We start from the raw sequence: 16137 nt of genomic DNA on the forward strand, positions 1-16137 counted from the left end.
GCGAAACTCAAGCCTTGTCGAGGAACCACCTTCTCGCGTTTGCGTAGCAGATGTCGGTGACGAGGGTGTCGAGCGCGGCTTCGTCGTCAGGCATGTGTCCCTCCTCCACCCAGCGGCCCACCATCCCGCACAGAAGCCGGCGGAAATATTCGTGGCGCGGGAAGGAGAGGAAGGATCGGCTGTCCGTCAGCATGCCGGTGAAGGTGGAGATCAGCCCCATCTGGGCGAGCTGGGTCATCTGGTCTCGCATGCCGTCGAGCTGGTCGTTGAACCACCAGGCCGTGCCGGCCTGCACCTTGCCCGGTACCGAGCCGTCCTGGAAGTTGCCGGCTGTGGTCACGAGAACCGCGTTCTTGGTCGGATCCAGGGTGTAGAGGATGGTGCTCGGCAGCGCGTCGTCGCGGTCCATCCGGTCGAGCAGCGCGTTGAGCGCCTCGGCGATCGGCCGGTCGCGCATGGAATCGCCGCCCGAGTCGGCGCCGACGGCTTCCCTGAGCCGCGTGCGCGTGCTGCGCAAGGGGCCGATATGCAGCTGCATGACGAGATCGCGCCGCGCATAGGCCGCGCCCAGTTCCGTCATCAGCGCGAAGCGGAAGGCCGCCGCATCGCCTTGCGTAGGCTGCTTGCCCTGGCGTGCTTCGCGCAGGATGCGGTCGAGATCCGGCAGGCCGTCGCCATCGGGCACATCCAGCGTGTTGATGCCGTGATCGGAAGCGCGGCAGCCATGAGCGACGAAATGGTCGAGGCGTTTGCCAAGCGCACCGACAAGGTCGTCGAAACCATCGATCGACACCCCGGCGGCCTCGGCCAGCGCATCGACATAGCCCGCGAAGCCCGCCTGTTCGAGCGCCAGCGCCCGGTCGGGGCGGAAGGTCGGCACCATGCGGATCGATGAACGGGTCCCGGCAAAGGCGGCATGATGCTCGAGCGTGTCGAGCGGATCGTCGGTGGTGCCGACGAGTTCCACCTTCATGCGTTCCAAGAGGCCGCGGGCGCCGAACTCCGGCTGGGCCAGGCGCTCGCCGGCGGCATCCCAGCAGCGCTCGGCCGTCGCGGACGACAGCACCGTGCCCTCGAGCCCGAAATAGCGCCACAGTTCGAGGTGGCTCCAATGATGGACCGGATTGCCAACAAGCCGCGGCATGATCGCCGCATAGGCATCGTATTTTTCGCGGAAGGAGGCAGCACCGGTGACGTGGCTCTCCGGCACGCCCGCCCAGCGCATCAGCCGCCATTTGTAGTGATCGTGGGCAAGCCACGCCTCGCCCAGATTGGTCCACTGGTGGTTGCCGGCGATCTCGGCGGGCGGCAGGTGGTTGTGGAAGTCGACGATCGGCAGCGGCTGGGCGATCTCGTGGAAGAGCCGCCGCGCGGTCTTGGTATCGAGAAGGAAGTCGGTTCCGAGAAAGCGGCTCATCATGCTGTATCCTCGCTCAGGGTCCGCGCGACCGCCGCGCGTGCGCCATGCGCACGGATGGCCTCGTAGGCCGCTTCAATGCCGGCACGGAATTCCGGCCGCGATGCCAGGGATTGGGGGAAGACCTCGCGCAGGTCGAGCATGGCCTCCACACGGGCCTGGCCTTCGGTGCCTGCCGCGATGGCGCGCAGCCGGTCGGCCAGTGGATCGTTGATCGGCAGCTCGTTGCCGGCCTCGTCCACCCCGTCGATCCAGCGCATCCAGCCGGCCAGCACCAGCGCGGAAAACGGCCAGGGACTGCCTCTGTCGAGATGCCAGGCGATCGATGTCACGAAACGCTGCGGCAGCTTCTGGCTGGTGTCGCTGGCGATCTGTGCCGTGCGGTGCTTGAGCTGCGAATTGGAGAAGCGGGCGAGCAGCTGGCGGGCATAGCCCGGGATGTCGGCGCCGGGGAGCGGCGGCAAGGTGGGCGCGGCCTCTTCCAGCATCAGCCGCTCGACGGCCTTGGCAAAGACGGCATCGCCCATGCAGGCGTCGATGGTCGCGTGGCCCGACACGCCGCCGAGCAGCGCGAGGAAAGAGTGGCTGCCGTTCAGCATGCGCAGCTTCATGGCCTCCCAGGGCTGGATCTCGTCAGTCCACTGCGCGCCACCGAGTTCGAGCGGCGGGCGGGCGGCGGCAAAACGATCCTCGATCACCCATTGCAGGAAGGGTTCGCAGACGATTCCGTTGTCGTCCCGGCGGCCGAGACGCGCGGCCAGGCGCTCGTGATCGGCCTCGGTCATGGCGGGCACGATCCGGTCCACCATGGATGAGGGGAAGCCGATATTCGCCTCGATCCAGTCCGCCAGGTCGGGATCGCGCAGACGCGCGAAATCCGTCACGGCGGCGCGCGTCAGATGCCCGTTCTCCATCAGATTGTCACAGGAAAGAACCGTCAGTGCGCCATGTCCCGCCTTCTTGCGGCGGGCCAGACCTTCGACGAGCACGCCGATGGCGCTGCGCGGCTCGCCGGGATTGGCAAGATCGGCCTTGATCGCGGCGTCTTCACGATTCAGCCCGCCATCCTTAAGGCTGTAGCCCTTCTCGGTGATCGTCAGGGTGACGAGGTCGAGTTCGGGACGTGCGATATGGTCGGGAATGGCGCCGATCCCGTCGCGGGCCGGATGCAGCGTCCCAAGCACCGGTCCGACAGCATGGAGCTCGACACCCGAATCGTCGGTCTCCGCGACATGGTAGAGGCAGTCCGCCTCCTCCAGCGCGTCAAGCGCGGAGCGTCCCGAATTCAACCTCGCGACGGTCACGCCCCAGTCGCGCTCGCCATCGGGCAGCGCCGCCAGGGTCCTGTGAAGGACCATCAGAATATGGGCACGCGCGAAAGCGCCGAACCCGATATGGAGCCAGCGCGGGCGCAGCCGGCTGCGGTCATAGGCAGGAATTTGGGTCAACAGGCAGGTCCCATGTGGAAAGTCGTCGCCAGATGGAGGCCGGGCTCGTCCTGCATCTGGCGGCGTCCAACGGCCGCAGACAGCAGAAAGCCCAGCCTTTCGAAAGCGCTTCTATGCCGGTCTTGGCGTACGGCATGCAAGAGCGGCTGGCCGATCTGGTCAAAAATTCCGGTCGACCGAACGACATTGGGAAGGTCGTCGAGGAGCGTTCGCTGGCCTTGCGGAGCCTGTCAGCCGGCCGCGATGGCCTGCTCCAGAATATCGAGAGCCTGCAGCATCTGATCTGGCGTGACCGTCAGCGGCGGGGTCAGCGTGAGGACGTTTCCCATCGTCGTCTTGAAGGACAGTCCGCGGTCCAACGCGCGATAGAGCACGCGTTCGGCGAGCGCCGCGTCGGCGCGGCGTGTCGTGCGGTCCTCCACCAATTCGATTCCGATCAGCAGGCCACGACCGCGTATGTCGCCGATCGCCGGCTGCCGGGCCTTGATTTCGGTGAGCCGCTCGAGCGCACCTTCGCCGACGATCCTTGCATTCTCGACCAGCCCTTCGTCTTCGATGATCTCGATCGTCGTCAGCGCGGCGCGCGCGGTGACCGGGTTCTTTTCATGCGTGTAGTGGCCAAAGGCCCAGTTGCCGCCGACATCGAGTTCCGGCCGCGCCACGACGGCGGCGATCGGCAGGATGCCGCCGCCCAGCGCCTTGCCGAGAACGAGCATGTCGGGGACCACCCCTTCCTGCTCGCAGGCGAACATCGACCCCGTCTTGCCGAGACCGGTTGGAATTTCGTCGAAGATCAGCAGCACGCCGCGACGGTCACAGGCTTCGCGCACCGCTTTCCAGAACCCCGGCGGCGGCAGATAGGGTACCGCACGCACAGGCTCGGCGATGATGGCCGCCACATCGCCCTCGCGTTCGAGCACGTAGTCGACCATCCCCGCGCAGGCGAGCTTGCAGGCATCGAGATCGGGCCGCCCGTCTTCGCCGGTCTTGTGACCATATGGGCAGCGGTAGCATGCAAACGGCGCCACATGGCTCGATCCCGGCATGTGGGCGGCGGCCGGTCCCGACCGGAACAGCGCCTCGCCCGACAGCGAGCCGGCCCCGAGCCCCGCGCCGTGGAAGGCATCCCAGAAGGACAGCACCTTGAAGCGGCCGGTCGCCATACGGGCGATCTTGATGGCGACCTCCACGGCATCCGACCCCCCGGTCGTGAACAGCACTTTCGACAGGTCGCCCGGCGTGATCGCGGCGAGCTTGGCCGCGAGCGCGGTCGCCGGTTCATTCGCATAGCGGCGCGGGGCGAAAGGCAAAGCTTCCATCTGCGCCGTGATGGCGTCCTTCAGGCGCCGGTGCCCATAGCCGATGTGATGAACATTGTTGCCATGGAAATCCATGTATCGGCGGCCGCCGGTATCCTCGATCCAGATTCCTTCAGCCTTCGAAATGGCGTTCAGGCAGGGTGTGGAAACCGACTGGTGGAGGAAGTGGGCTGCATCCTCGGCAAGGACCGCGCGGGTCTTGTCGTCCAGCGCGCGCACCGACCAGTCGGCGCGCAGGCTGGAAGTGTTGACGTCGCCTTCCGACTGGGCAATCGCGTGGGTCATCGTTTCCGCCACGCCTGGAAGCGGCCGAGAAGGAACCGGTCGAGCAGGATGTGCAACACCTTCACGCCGATCGCCGTCATCACGATCATGGTTGCCATCGCCGCCGCGCCGGCAATGAAACCGGACTCGTCCATGTGCACGATGGAGATGGAGGCGAGCTTGGTGTGCGCGCCATAGAGGAAGATCACGGCCGAGACGGTCGTCATGGCGTTGATGAAGAGATAGACCGCGATGTCGAGGATCGCCGGCAGGCAGATCGGCACCGTCACCCTTCGATACGTGTTCCAGAACGGCACCTTGAGCGAGGCCGATACCGCTTCGAATTCCTTGTCGATCTGCTTCAGCGCGGTCAGTGCTGTGATGTGCGAGACGGTGAAGAAGTGGGTGATCGTGTTGACCACCAGGATCGTCAGCGTCGCGTAGAAGACGTTGAGCGGGTTCCACGGCGCGTTGAAGAAGAAGACGTAACCAAGGCCCAGGACGAGGCCCGGCACCGCCACCGGCAGCATGGCCAGGAAATGAGCAAGGCCGCGGGCCAGCGGGAAGGCCTTGGTCTTCTCGATCAGATAGGCGCCGGTAAAGATGACCGCGGTGCCTATGATCGAGGCCAGCAGGGCCATTTTCACGGAGGTGAAGTAGGGGCTCCAGCCGGCCGGCTCGAAGCGCGGGAAATTGTAGTTGGCCGTGGTCAGCGTCAGATTGTAGGGCCAGTACTGGATGAAGGAGGCCCAAACCGCCACACCTAGTGCGGCAGCCACAAGGAACCCGACGATCACGCAGTAGGCGACGAATCCAGCGTCGCGGCTCGTCCTGGGGGAGGGCTGGTAGGGCACGGCCCGGGCCGACAGCAGCGCCACTTGGCGCCGGTTGACGACGCGGTCGACGAGAAAGGCCAGCACCGCCGGCACCAGCAGGATCATGCCGACAACCGCCCCCATCTCGAAATTCTGCTGGCCGACGACGGCGCGGTAGACGTCGGTGGCGAGCACGTTGTACTGGCCGCCGATCACCTTGGGGATGCCGAAATCCGTGATCACCAGGGTGAAGACGACAAAGGACGCGCTGATCAGCCCGTATTGGGCACCCGGCAGCGTGACCGTCCAGAAGACGCGCCGCTTCGATGTCCCCAGCGCATCCGCCACCTCGTAGAGCCGTCCATCCGACAGCCCCAGCGCGGTGACGAGGATCAGCACCGCATGCGGGAAGGTGTAGGTCACCTGGGCGATCACGATGCCGATCGGACCGTAAATCGTGTTGCCGAACAGGAGCGCGCGCAGGAACCCCTGATTGCCGAAGATATAGACCAAGGACAGCGCCGACATCAGCGAGGGCGCAAACAGCGGCAGCAGCGCCAGCGCGTAGAAGAAGGGCTTGGCCGGCATGCAGCTGCGCGTCAGCGCATAGGCATAGGTGAAGGCCATGGGAATGACGATCACCGTCGACAGGGCGGCGATGAAGAGGCTGTTGAAGAGAGAGTCGACCAGGATCGGGTTGGCGAAATAGGCGGCGTAGTTGGCGAGGCCCACGAACTCGCCGCGCGCGTTGAGGAAGCTCTTGGACAGCAGCGCCCAGAGCGGCAGGGCGATCGACATCAGCAGGAAGGCGCACAGCAGCGCCACCAGCAGACCCGCGACGAAATCCTCGCGCGACCAGCCGAGCAGCCGGCCGGGCACAGCCGCTGACACGTGCCGCTCGCGGTCCGCGACGACGCTCATCAGGCTGCCTCCTCATCCGACAAGGCATCGATCGGCGTGGCGAAGACGTGCAGGGAGGCAGGCGGCAGGGCAACCAGGAGCTCCTTGCCCAGCGCCACCTCCATGTCGCGCATCAGATTGGCGGAGAAATCGGCCAGGATAGGCACGTTGCCTTCGCGCGTCAGCAGACGCGCGCGGCAGAAGGCGCCGAGATATTCCAGATCGGCCACGCGCACCGCTACGGCATTGGGCTGTCCGGCCTCGACGCCGCGCACCCGAACCTCCTCGGGCCGCAAACCGACAGTGACCGAGGACCCTGTGGCAAGCCCACGATCATCCAGGCAACCGAGTTCGATCCCCGCCACCGACAGTCGCCCGGGGCCGCTCAGCCGTCCTTCGAAGAAGCTCATCTTGCCGACGAAATCGGCCACGAAGGCCGTTGCGGGCCGGGCGTATATTTCCGTCGGCGATCCGACCTGTTCGATGACGCCCTGGTTCATGACGACGATACGGTCGGCCATGGTCAGGGCCTCTTCCTGATCGTGGGTCACCATGATGGTGGTCACGCCCAGGCGGCGCTGCAGCGCGCGGATCTGTTCGCGCAGGCGCAGCCTTACCCGCGCGTCGAGCGCCGACAGCGGTTCATCGAGCAGCAGAAGACGCGGCGAGGTGGCAAGCGCGCGGGCCAGCGCGACGCGCTGCTGCTGTCCGCCCGACAGCTGGACGGGATATTTCGTGCCCTGCTCGGGAAGGCCGACCAGATCGAGAAGCTCGGCGACCCTCGCCTCAACCTTGCGCCTCGGCCAGCGCCGGTTGACGAGACCGTAGCCGACATTCGCCGCCACGGTGAGATTGGGAAAAAGCGCGTAGGACTGGAACACAATACCGAAATCGCGCGCTGCCGGCGGCGCGCGCGAGACGTCTCTTCCGTCCATCACGATGCGGCCATCGTCCTGCAGATCCAGACCGGCGATCGCCCTCAGAAGCGTGGTCTTGCCGCAGCCCGAGGGCCCTAGGAAGCAGACGAATTCGCCCGGGCTCACCTGAAGCGAGATGCGATCGAGCGCGGTGAAGTGGCCGAAGCGCTTGGTCACGTCTTCGATGCGCAGAAAGGCCTGGTCCGCCTTTCGGGGGGTCGTCATTGGTGTCATCCGGCCGCCCGTCATGTTGTATCGCCGAGAATGGGGCGTGCCGGCCGGCGAGGCAATCGCCATCGCGTGGCCGGCACGTTGTCGAAGATCAGGGCCGCATCAGTTGCGCGGCGCGGCCTTCGCCTCGTAGCGGCTCGACCATTCGGCCAGGATGCGCTCGCGATTGGAGGCCATCCAGCCGAAATCATTGTCGATCAGCGCCTCTTCCACGCCGTCCGGATAGCCCTCGGGAAGGTTGTTGGCATCGGGATGGGCGACAATGGCGTAGGTCAGCTGGTAGAGGTCGTTGGCCTCGCGCGTGACCGACCAGTCCATCACCTTCTGCGCGAGTTCCGCATGCTCGGTGCCAGCCACGATGGCGGACGCCTCCATTTCCCAGCCGACGCCTTCGGCGGGGACGACGACCTCGAGCGGTGCGCCCTGGGCCTGTTCCTGGACGCCGCGCATGTCGAGCGCGATGCCCGCGACGCGCTCGCCGCGCGCCGCCTGCACGCACGGTGCGGAACCGGAATGCAGATAGGCGGCCATGTTCTCATGAAGCGAGTCCATGAAAGCCCAGCCGTCTTCCTCGCCCATCATCTGCAGCCAGGCGGCGACGGTCAGATAGCCGGTGCCCGAGGAAGCGGGATGCGGCATGACGATCTTGCCCTCGAATTCGGGGGCAAGCAGGTCCTGCCAGGAAGTCGGCGTCTCGATGCCGGCGGCGCCGCCTTCCGCGGTATTGTAGCAGATCACGCCGACATAGGCGTCCATGCCGTACCAGGTCGGCTGGTCGCGATTGTCGCGGAACTGCTCTTTCAGGGCGTCCGCGCCCGATGCCGCGTAGCTTTCGAGAAGCCCGCGCTCGTCAAACATCATCAGGCTCGATACGGCGAGGCCCATGACCATGTCGGCCTGCGGATTCTCGGCCTCGGCCAGGAAGCGGGCGGTGATGACGCCGGTGGAATCGCGCACCCACACGATCTCGACTTCGGGCACGGCCGCTTCGATGGCCTCCTTGAAGGGGCCGAGCTGATCGTTCTCAAGTGCGGTATAGACGGTGAGCGGGGTGCGTGATTGCGCGCCGGCCACGCCCATGGCGAGGGCGAGCGCGGCTGCGGCCACGCCCAGTTTCAATCCAGTTTTCATGTCGTGATTCTCCCGTTTCTGTGGTTCCCTCGGGCATCTTCTCGTTGAAACGGTCCGGCGGATACCCTCGCCTTATTGCCGCTCCTTCCAGTCGTCGCTCCCCCGGAACCATCTGACACTTTGCACAGCCAGATATCAGGATCGTGACAGTTGCAAAGTTGCAGATAGATGGTCCCGGCTTGTTGCCAGAGCGCTGAATTTTCTTGATTTTATTCTGTGAGACTGGACGGGCCGATGCCCGATCCACAGCCAGGTCGGCGGTCAGGCAGCGGCCAGTGCCACCACGCCCGCCGCGACGATCCCGGCGGCAACCATGCGCTTCTTCCAGGGCCGCTCGCCCAGCAGCAGCACGCCGATCAAAGCTGCAATGACGACGCTCGATTCCCGTACCGCCGAAACCACGCCGATGGGGGCGATCGTCTTGGCGTAGAGTACCAGCCCATAGGCCGTGACGGCGAAGACGCCCCCCACCATCCCTAGGGCGAAGGTGCGCGGGTCGAGGCTTCCCCGGCGCAGGATGCGTGGGCCCAGAACCGCGAACACCACCGGGGCCTCCAGCAGGAACAGCCATCCCATATAACCGGTCGGGCTGCCGGCCAGCCTCACGCCGATGCCGTCGGCCACCGAATAGGTCGCGATGGCCAGGCCCAGAAAGACCGCCACGAAGATCGCGCGCCGGTCGACCTCGACGCCGCGCGTGCGAAGCGACAACAGCCATATGCCCAGCGACACCGCCACCAGGCCCGCCCAGGCCAGCGGCGGCAGGGTCTCGCCGATCAGGAGCAGGGCGCCGATGGCCACGAGCATCGGCGCGAGACCGCGCGAGATCGGATAGACCTGGCTCAGATCGCCGAGCCGGTAGGCCTGGAACAGCAGCGCATAATAGGCGTAGTGGACCAGCGTGGAAGCTGCCAGCGCCGGCCAGCTCTCGCGCGAGGGCGTGTCCGACAGGAGAATGAGCACCACGCCCGCCAGCGCGTGCGACAACGCGACTCCTGCCAGGATCAGTGCCCGGTCGCCGCCCGCCTTGACCATCGCGTTCCAGCTTGCGTGGAGCACGGCGGCGAAGAGTACGATCGACAGGGCGAAGAGGGACAAGGCGCGCTCGAATGAAAGCCGGCAAAGGACGGGCCGCTTGTGAAGGAACTACGGGCTCGGAGCAAGCGTGCACGCGTCCCGACGCCTGCGCCGGCGGCAGGCTGAAGGGGCCAGGGGCCCTGTCAGCTCCAGGGCAGCGAGAAGGTCTTGACATTGGTGTAGCTCTTCATCGCCTCGATGACGCCTTCCTTGTAGCCATTGCCGGAATCCTTGATGCCGCCGAAGGGCGACATCTCGATCCGGTAGCCCGGCACTTCCCAGATGTTCACAGTGCCGACCTTGAGGCCGGATATGTATTTCTGCATGCGGCGGAAATCGTTGGTGCACACGCCCGACGACAGGCCGAAGGCGGTGGAATTGGAGAGCCGGATCATGGCCGCGTCGTCGCCTGCCACGCGCAGGATCGGGATCACCGGGCCGAACGTCTCCTCCATCACCAGATCGCTCTCATGCGGCACGCGGTCGATGACGATGGGCGGCAGGAGCGCTCCGCGCCGGCCCGGGTTGTACAGCACCTCGGCGCCCGCCTCCGCGGCACGTTCGACCCGTCCCTCGAACAGCGCGGCCGCTTTCTCGCTGACCACCGTTCCGAGCTCGATCCCCTCGCCCATCGGGTCGCCGAAGCGCAGCTTCCTGGCGCGCTCCAGCACCAGCGGCACGAAACGGTCGGCGACCTTCTCCTGGACCAGGATACGTTTGACCGCCGTGCAGCGCTGGCCGGAATTCTTCGTCGCGCCGGCCACCGCGAGATCGGCCGCGCGGGCCAGATCGTCGTCCGACAGATCGTCCAGCACGATCAGCGGGTCGTTGCCGCCGAGTTCCAGCACCTGGCGCCGATAGCCGGCCTTCGAGGCAATCAGCTTGCCCACCGATACCCCACCGGTGAAGGTGATCAGGTCGACATGTTCGTTGACGATCATCTCCTCGCCGATGTCGCCCGGCCAGCCGGTCACGACCGACAGCATTTCGGGCGGCAGGCCGGCCTCGTAAAGAATGTCGGCCAGCACCAGGGCGGTCATCGGTGTCAGTTCGGTCGGCTTGACGACGATGCAATTGTTGGTCGCGATCGCCGGCGCCACCTTGTGCGCCACCATATTGAGAGGGTGGTTGAAGGGCGTGATCGCGGAAATCACGGTGAGCGGTTCGCGAAGGGTGAAGATCTTGCGTGCCTTGCCGTGAGGCGTGAGGTCGCACGAGAATATCTCGCCATCGTCATGGAGGCAAAGCTGGCCGGCCAGCGTGAAGACGTCGAAGGCGCGCCCGACCTCGTAGAGCGAATCCAGCTTGGAAATGCCCAGTTCTAGCGAGATGAGATCGGAGAGCACATCCTTTCGGGCATCCAGCAGTTCGGCCGTCTTCAGCAGGATGCGCTGGCGCTCGTAGCGTGTGAGTTTGGGCTCGTAGGCGGCCGCGATCGCGAAGGCCTCGCGGGCGTGGCGGGCCGCACCGGCCGGCACGGTGCCAACCACCGCCTCGTTCCAGGGATAACGGACCTCGATGAGCCCGTCGGCCTCGACCATGCGCCCGGCGATGCGCATCGGCTCGTGGCGGACGGTCAGGTCGTTTTCCCGCTTGCCCATTGGACTATCCCTTCGCCGCGGCCATGGTAGCATAGAAGAAGGCGTCGAAATTTCGCAGTACGGGCGCGTCGGGCAGGTCCGGCATGGCGCGGTTGACGATGAACGGCACCGTCTGTTCGGTTAGCCCGCCATGCGAGCGCAACGGTTCCTTGAGCGCGGCGAGATCGTGCCGGTCGGCGCTCGTGCCGAGTGTCTTGTTGACCGTGGACGTCAGCACGATGTCGCCGATCCGGTCGGCCGGCAGTTCGAAGCGGGCGCAGGCTTCCTCGCGGGTCAGCGCGACGTCGACGCCTTCGACCTCCTGCAGCCGTCGGATCACGTTCTGCCTGTCCGCCGTCGCCGGCAGATAGGCGGTGGCAAACGAGCCGAGCGCACCGTGATGGACAACATAGGGATCTGTGATCGGCAGGATCACGCGGGCCGCCGCCTGGCCCAGCCAGTCGTCGAGCAGGTCCTGCAGATAGAGGACGTCGGGCGTTCCGTCCGCCTTGTGCTTGGGCTTCATGCCGTGGTCGGCGGTGATCACGATGGCAGCCCCCAGCGCGTCGAGCTCGGCCAGATGGCGGTCGAACATGGCATGGAAGGCGTTGGCGACCGGATCGCCCGGCGCGTGCTTGTGCTGGATGTAATCGGTCGTCGTGAGATACATGACGTCCGGCCGAAACTCCTTCAGGAGCTTGACGCCGGCGGCAAAGACGAACTCCGAAAGTTCGGCGGAATAGACCTCCGGCACGGGACGGCCAAGCCAGGCGGAAGCGTCGTCGATGCCGTTTTCCGCCAGCGTCGTCTGGTCCGATTTCTCGGAGGAGAAGCCGATCGCCCTGCCCTGCGAAAAATCCAGCCCGTGGCCAAGCAGCGCGCGCAGCTTGTCCTTGGCGGTGACCACGGCCACCCTGGCGCCGGCATCGTGAAAAGCCTGGAAGATGGTCGGCGCGCGCAGGAAGCGCGCATCGTTCATCATCACCTCGCGCCCGGTCTCCGGCTCGTAGAGATAGTTGCCGCAGATGCCGTGCACGGAAGGCGGGCGGCCGGTCGCGATCGACAGGTTGTTGGGGTTGGTGAAGCTCGGAATGACGCTGTGGGCTGTTCGCGCCGTGCCCTTGGCCAGGATGCGCTCGAGTGTCGGCATCAGGCCGGCCTTGATGGCCTCGTCGAGATAGGCCGGCTCGCAGCCGTCGAGGCAGATCGCCACCGCCGGCACGCTCGGCCAGCGATAGTCGCGCCCGTTCACATTCACGTCGACGGTCGAAATCCTGTTCATGCCACTCCTTGGTCTCGCATCAGGCGGCCAGCCTTGCGCGCTCTTGCATCGCATCGGCCGGCGGCGCGGCCGTGTCGACGCCCATTTCCTTGAGCGATTGTCCCGCCGCCTCGACGACGCGACGCATCACATGCTCGTCCATGTGGCCGATGCAGCCCACACGGAAGCTGTCGACCACCGTCAGCTTGCCGGGATAGATGATGAAGCCGCGCTTCTTCATCGCGGCGTAAAACGCCTGGAACTCAAAACGAGGATGAGCCGGGCTGAAGAACGTCACGATGATCGGCGACAGCCAGCGATCCGACAGCAGCGTCTCGAAGCCGAGAGCGCGCATGCCCTCCACCAGCACGTCGCGGTTTTTCGCGTAGCGCGCACCGCGACCGGCCACGCCGCCTTCCGCCGCATGAAGCCGCAGCGCCTCCATGAAGGCGGCAATCGCATGGGTGGGAGGGGTAAACCGCCACTGGCCGGTCTTCTCCATGTTTTCCCATTGGGCAAACACATCGAGGCTGAGGGAATGACACCGCCCCTTCGCGGCCTCCAGTTCGCTGCGCCGCGCGATGACGAAGCCGAAGCCTGGCACGCCCTCGATGCATTTGTTGGCCGAGGACACGATGGCCTCGCAGCGGATTTCGCTGACATCCAGTGGGATCGCGCCGAACGCACTCATGGAATCGATCAGCAGCTTTCGCCCCCGGCCGTAGACGGTCTCGGAAATCTCGGCCACCGGATTGAGAATGCCCGAACTCGTCTCGCAGTGAATAGCCACGACATGGGTGATGTCGGGATCGGCATCGAGAAGCTCGCCGATTTCGGCGCCGCGCGGCGGCAGGTAGTCGCCCTTGTCGAGCACGACATGCGCGCGGCCGAGATAGCTGAGCGTCTGGGCGGCCCGCTGGCCATAGGCGCCATTGGCGAGCACCAGCACCTTGCCGTCTTTCGGCACGAAGGTTCCGAGCATGGCTTCGACCGCGAAGGTGCCGCTGCCCTGCATCGGCACGCACTCATATTCACCTGCCGTGGCGCCGGCCAATTCGAGCAGGCGGCGGCGCAGTTCGGCGGTCATGGCACGGAAGTCTCCGTCCCAGGAGCCCCAGTCGCGCAGCATGGCCTGCTTGACTGACAGCGCCGTGGTCAGCGGGCCTGGCGTCAGGAGGTAGGGCTCCCCCATGGCGGGCGGCGCGAAAATATCGGTGGTGGGCGCGGATTGCTGCATGGCGAGGTGCCCTTTCGTAAGGTCATAGTCGGCCATGTCTGGCCATATGAAAAATCGTTATTTCGGATTATCCTATAGATTGAATCGATAGGTTATCCTCATGCGCTATGTTCAACTTCGGGCCTTTCACCACGTCGCCATCTGTGGAGGTTTCTCGCGCGCCGCCGAGCGGCTTCGCGTCACGCAGCCCGCCATCTCCGACCAGGTGCGCCGGCTGGAGGAGGAATACGACGTCCTGCTGTTCGATCGTCAGCGGCGCCAGATCCGCCTCACGAACATGGGCGAGCGCCTGCTCGAGGTCACCCGGCGGCTTTTCGACACGGAGCAGCAGGCCCTCGAATTGCTTTCGGAATCGCTTGCCCTGCGATCGGGACATCTGCGGGTCGTGGCCGACGCCGCCCACCACCTGCTCGGCGTGCTGGCAGCCTTCCGCGAAAGATATCCAGGCGTCAGGGTAACCATCAGCGCCGGCAACACGGAGAGCGTCGTCGCCAATCTGCGCAGCTACGACGCCGACATAGGCGTGCTCGGCGAGGTTCCGGAGGGCCGGGATTTCGAGGTGGTGGAACTCAACTCCACCCCCATCATCGCATTCGCGGCGAAGAAGCATCCGGCGGCCACGCGCAGCAGCCTGAGCTTTTCCGAACTGCTCGATTTTCGGTTGGTCCTGCGCGAGAAGGGCTCCAAGACGCGCAACAAGCTCGAAGAAGGCGCCGCGCTGGCGGGCGTCAGCCTGCCACCCTCCATCGTCGCGGAGGGCCGGGAGGCCGTGCGCGAGATCGTGGCCTCCGGTGCCGGTATCGGTTTCGTGTCGCGGGCGGAGTTCGGCGACGACCCCCGGCTTGTCGCGATCGCCATCGAAGGCCCGGTCATGCTGATGGACGAGGCCATGATCTGCCTGAAGGAGCGGGCCGGCAGCAAGCTCGTTCGCGCCTTTCTGGACATCGCCCTGGGAAACCAGCGGCAGCGTCCGTGAGGGGGAGGCCGACCACATCAGGCCCGCCTCGATACTCAAAGAAAGGGCTGGTCAGGGACGGCATGTCGAATATAGGTGAAACGCGCGTCTTCCGCCGTTCGGCGCCAGATCGGATTTTTTCGGAACTGGGAGAAGGAGCATCATGTTTTTGCCCGTGATCATGGCCGGCGGGTCCGGCACCAGACTGTGGCCGCTGTCGCGCCAGCTCTATCCCAAGCAGTTTCTGCCCCTCACCGGCGAGCGCACCATGTTGCAGGAAACCGTCGCGCGGCTCGAAGGCATGGATGCGCGGGCGCCACTGTTGCTGTGCAACGAGGAGCACCGCTTCATCGTCGCCGAGCAGTTGCGCCAGATGGGGCAGGAAGAGGCGAGCATCCTCCTGGAGCCCATCGGACGCAATACGGCGCCAGCCATCGCGCTGGCTGCGCTGTTCGCCACCCAGGCTGGGGACGATCCCGTGTTGCTGGTGCTGGCGGCCGACCACCTCGTCAAGGACACGCCGCGTTTTCACGCCGCCGTTCAGGCAGCCACCTCGCTCGCTGAAGCCGGCCATCTGGTCACCTTCGGCATCGTGCCCGACCGCGCCGAGACAGGCTATGGCTACATCAGGCGCGGCGATGCCATAAAGGGCGGCGAAGGCTTTGCCGTCGCCAGCTTCGAGGAGAAGCCCGATGCTGAGACCGCCGAGCGCTATCTGGCTGGCGGCGAGCATTTCTGGAACAGCGGCATGTTCATGTTCCGCGCCAGCCGCTATCTCCAGGAGCTTGAGCGATTCCGGCCTGACATCCTGGAAGCCTGCCGCGCGGCGATGGCGGCCACCCGCGCCGACCTCGAATTCGTGCGCGTCGACGCCAAGGCCTTCAAGGCCTGTCCCTCCGAATCGATTGACTACGCCGTGATGGAAAAGACCGAGGCGGCCGCCATGATCCCCTTCGATGCCGGCTGGAGCGACATCGGTTCCTGGTCGGCGCTGTGGGAGGTCTGGCCGCGCGACGCGGAGGACAATGCGCTGCGCGGCGACGTCATCGCCGTCTCCAGCCAGCGCAATCTGGTGCATTCCGACCACAAGCTGGTCGCCCTTCTGGGCGTCGAGGATCTGGTCGTCATCGAGACCAAGGACGCCGTGCTGGTGGCGCATCGCGACGCGGTGCAGGACGTCAAGCAGGTGGTGGACCGCATCAAGCGGGACGGTCGGGGCGAGCACCTCAACCACCGCCAGGTCTACCGTCCCTGGGGTCATTACGATTCGATCGATTTCGGCGACCGCCACCAGGTCAAGCGCATCACCGTCAAGCCGGGCGCCAAGCTGTCGGTCCAGATGCACCACCATCGCGCAGAGCACTGGGTCGTGGTGCGCGGCACGGCCAAGGTCCATCGCGACGACGAGATCATCATGCTGTCGGAGAACCAGTCGACCTACATCCCGCTCGGCGCGGTCCATGCGCTGGAGAACCCCGGCAAGATCGACCTGGAAATGATCGAGGTGCAGTCGGGGTCATACCTGGGCGAGGATGACATCGTGCGCCTGGAAGACCGCTACGGCCGTCTGGGTACGTGAAAGGCA

Annotated in this window: 12 protein-coding genes; 2 read left to right on the plus strand and 10 right to left on the minus strand. The window is 65.6% G+C overall.

What is annotated here, in order from left to right:
* Positions 1–7: 7 nt before the first annotated feature.
* The 10 genes from uxaC to GRZ55_RS01275 all read right to left on the minus strand — a co-directional run bounded on the left by uxaC (position 8) and on the right by GRZ55_RS01275 (position 13552).
* Positions 8–1417: a glucuronate isomerase gene (gene uxaC, locus GRZ55_RS01230; protein ID WP_169285056.1), complete on the minus strand. Its 1410-nt coding sequence runs from the start codon at positions 1415–1417 to the stop codon at positions 8–10.
* Positions 1417–2865: a mannitol dehydrogenase family protein gene (locus GRZ55_RS01235; RefSeq protein ID WP_246734448.1), complete on the minus strand. Its 1449-nt coding sequence runs from the start codon at positions 2863–2865 to the stop codon at positions 1417–1419. Before GRZ55_RS01235 ends, uxaC begins: the two co-directional genes overlap by 1 nt.
* A gap of 230 nt (positions 2866–3095) precedes the next feature.
* Positions 3096–4469: an aspartate aminotransferase family protein gene (locus tag GRZ55_RS01240; RefSeq protein ID WP_169285057.1), complete on the minus strand. Its 1374-nt coding sequence runs from the start codon at positions 4467–4469 to the stop codon at positions 3096–3098.
* On the minus strand, positions 4466–6184 hold the full coding sequence (locus GRZ55_RS01245) for a putative 2-aminoethylphosphonate ABC transporter permease subunit (protein WP_169285058.1): 1719 nt from the start codon (positions 6182–6184) through the stop codon (positions 4466–4468). Before GRZ55_RS01245 ends, GRZ55_RS01240 begins: the two co-directional genes overlap by 4 nt.
* On the minus strand, positions 6184–7314 hold the full coding sequence (locus GRZ55_RS01250) for a putative 2-aminoethylphosphonate ABC transporter ATP-binding protein (RefSeq protein WP_306785586.1): 1131 nt from the start codon (positions 7312–7314) through the stop codon (positions 6184–6186). Before GRZ55_RS01250 ends, GRZ55_RS01245 begins: the two co-directional genes overlap by 1 nt.
* Before the next feature lie 99 nt (positions 7315–7413).
* On the minus strand, positions 7414–8442 hold the full coding sequence (locus tag GRZ55_RS01255; protein WP_169285060.1) for a putative 2-aminoethylphosphonate ABC transporter substrate-binding protein: 1029 nt from the start codon (positions 8440–8442) through the stop codon (positions 7414–7416).
* A gap of 261 nt (positions 8443–8703) precedes the next feature.
* Positions 8704–9540 (minus strand): EamA family transporter, encoded by an 837-nt coding sequence (locus tag GRZ55_RS01260; protein WP_246734450.1) that lies wholly within the window; start codon positions 9538–9540, stop codon positions 8704–8706.
* 122 nt (positions 9541–9662) lie between these two features.
* Positions 9663–11120 (minus strand): phosphonoacetaldehyde dehydrogenase, encoded by a 1458-nt coding sequence (gene phnY, locus GRZ55_RS01265; protein ID WP_169285061.1) that lies wholly within the window; start codon positions 11118–11120, stop codon positions 9663–9665.
* 4 nt (positions 11121–11124) lie between these two features.
* Positions 11125–12381, minus strand: a complete 1257-nt coding sequence (phnA, locus tag GRZ55_RS01270; protein WP_169285062.1) for a phosphonoacetate hydrolase — start codon at positions 12379–12381, stop codon at positions 11125–11127.
* 19 nt (positions 12382–12400) lie between these two features.
* The gene (locus tag GRZ55_RS01275) at positions 12401–13552 is read right to left on the minus strand and encodes a 2-aminoethylphosphonate--pyruvate transaminase (RefSeq protein ID WP_169285553.1); all 1152 of its coding nucleotides are present in this window, start codon (positions 13550–13552) and stop codon (positions 12401–12403) included.
* A gap of 145 nt (positions 13553–13697) precedes the next feature.
* On the opposite strand from GRZ55_RS01275, the gene GRZ55_RS01280 reads away from it, so the two are divergent.
* On the plus strand, positions 13698–14573 hold the full coding sequence (locus GRZ55_RS01280) for a LysR substrate-binding domain-containing protein (protein WP_169285063.1): 876 nt from the start codon (positions 13698–13700) through the stop codon (positions 14571–14573).
* 142 nt (positions 14574–14715) lie between these two features.
* Positions 14716–16131: a mannose-1-phosphate guanylyltransferase/mannose-6-phosphate isomerase gene (locus tag GRZ55_RS01285; protein ID WP_169285064.1), complete on the plus strand. Its 1416-nt coding sequence runs from the start codon at positions 14716–14718 to the stop codon at positions 16129–16131.
* The last annotated feature ends 6 nt before the right edge of the window (positions 16132–16137 follow it).

It is taken from the genome of Chelativorans sp. ZYF759 (genome assembly GCF_012911015.1).
Lineage (GTDB): Bacteria > Pseudomonadota > Alphaproteobacteria > Rhizobiales > Rhizobiaceae > ZYF759.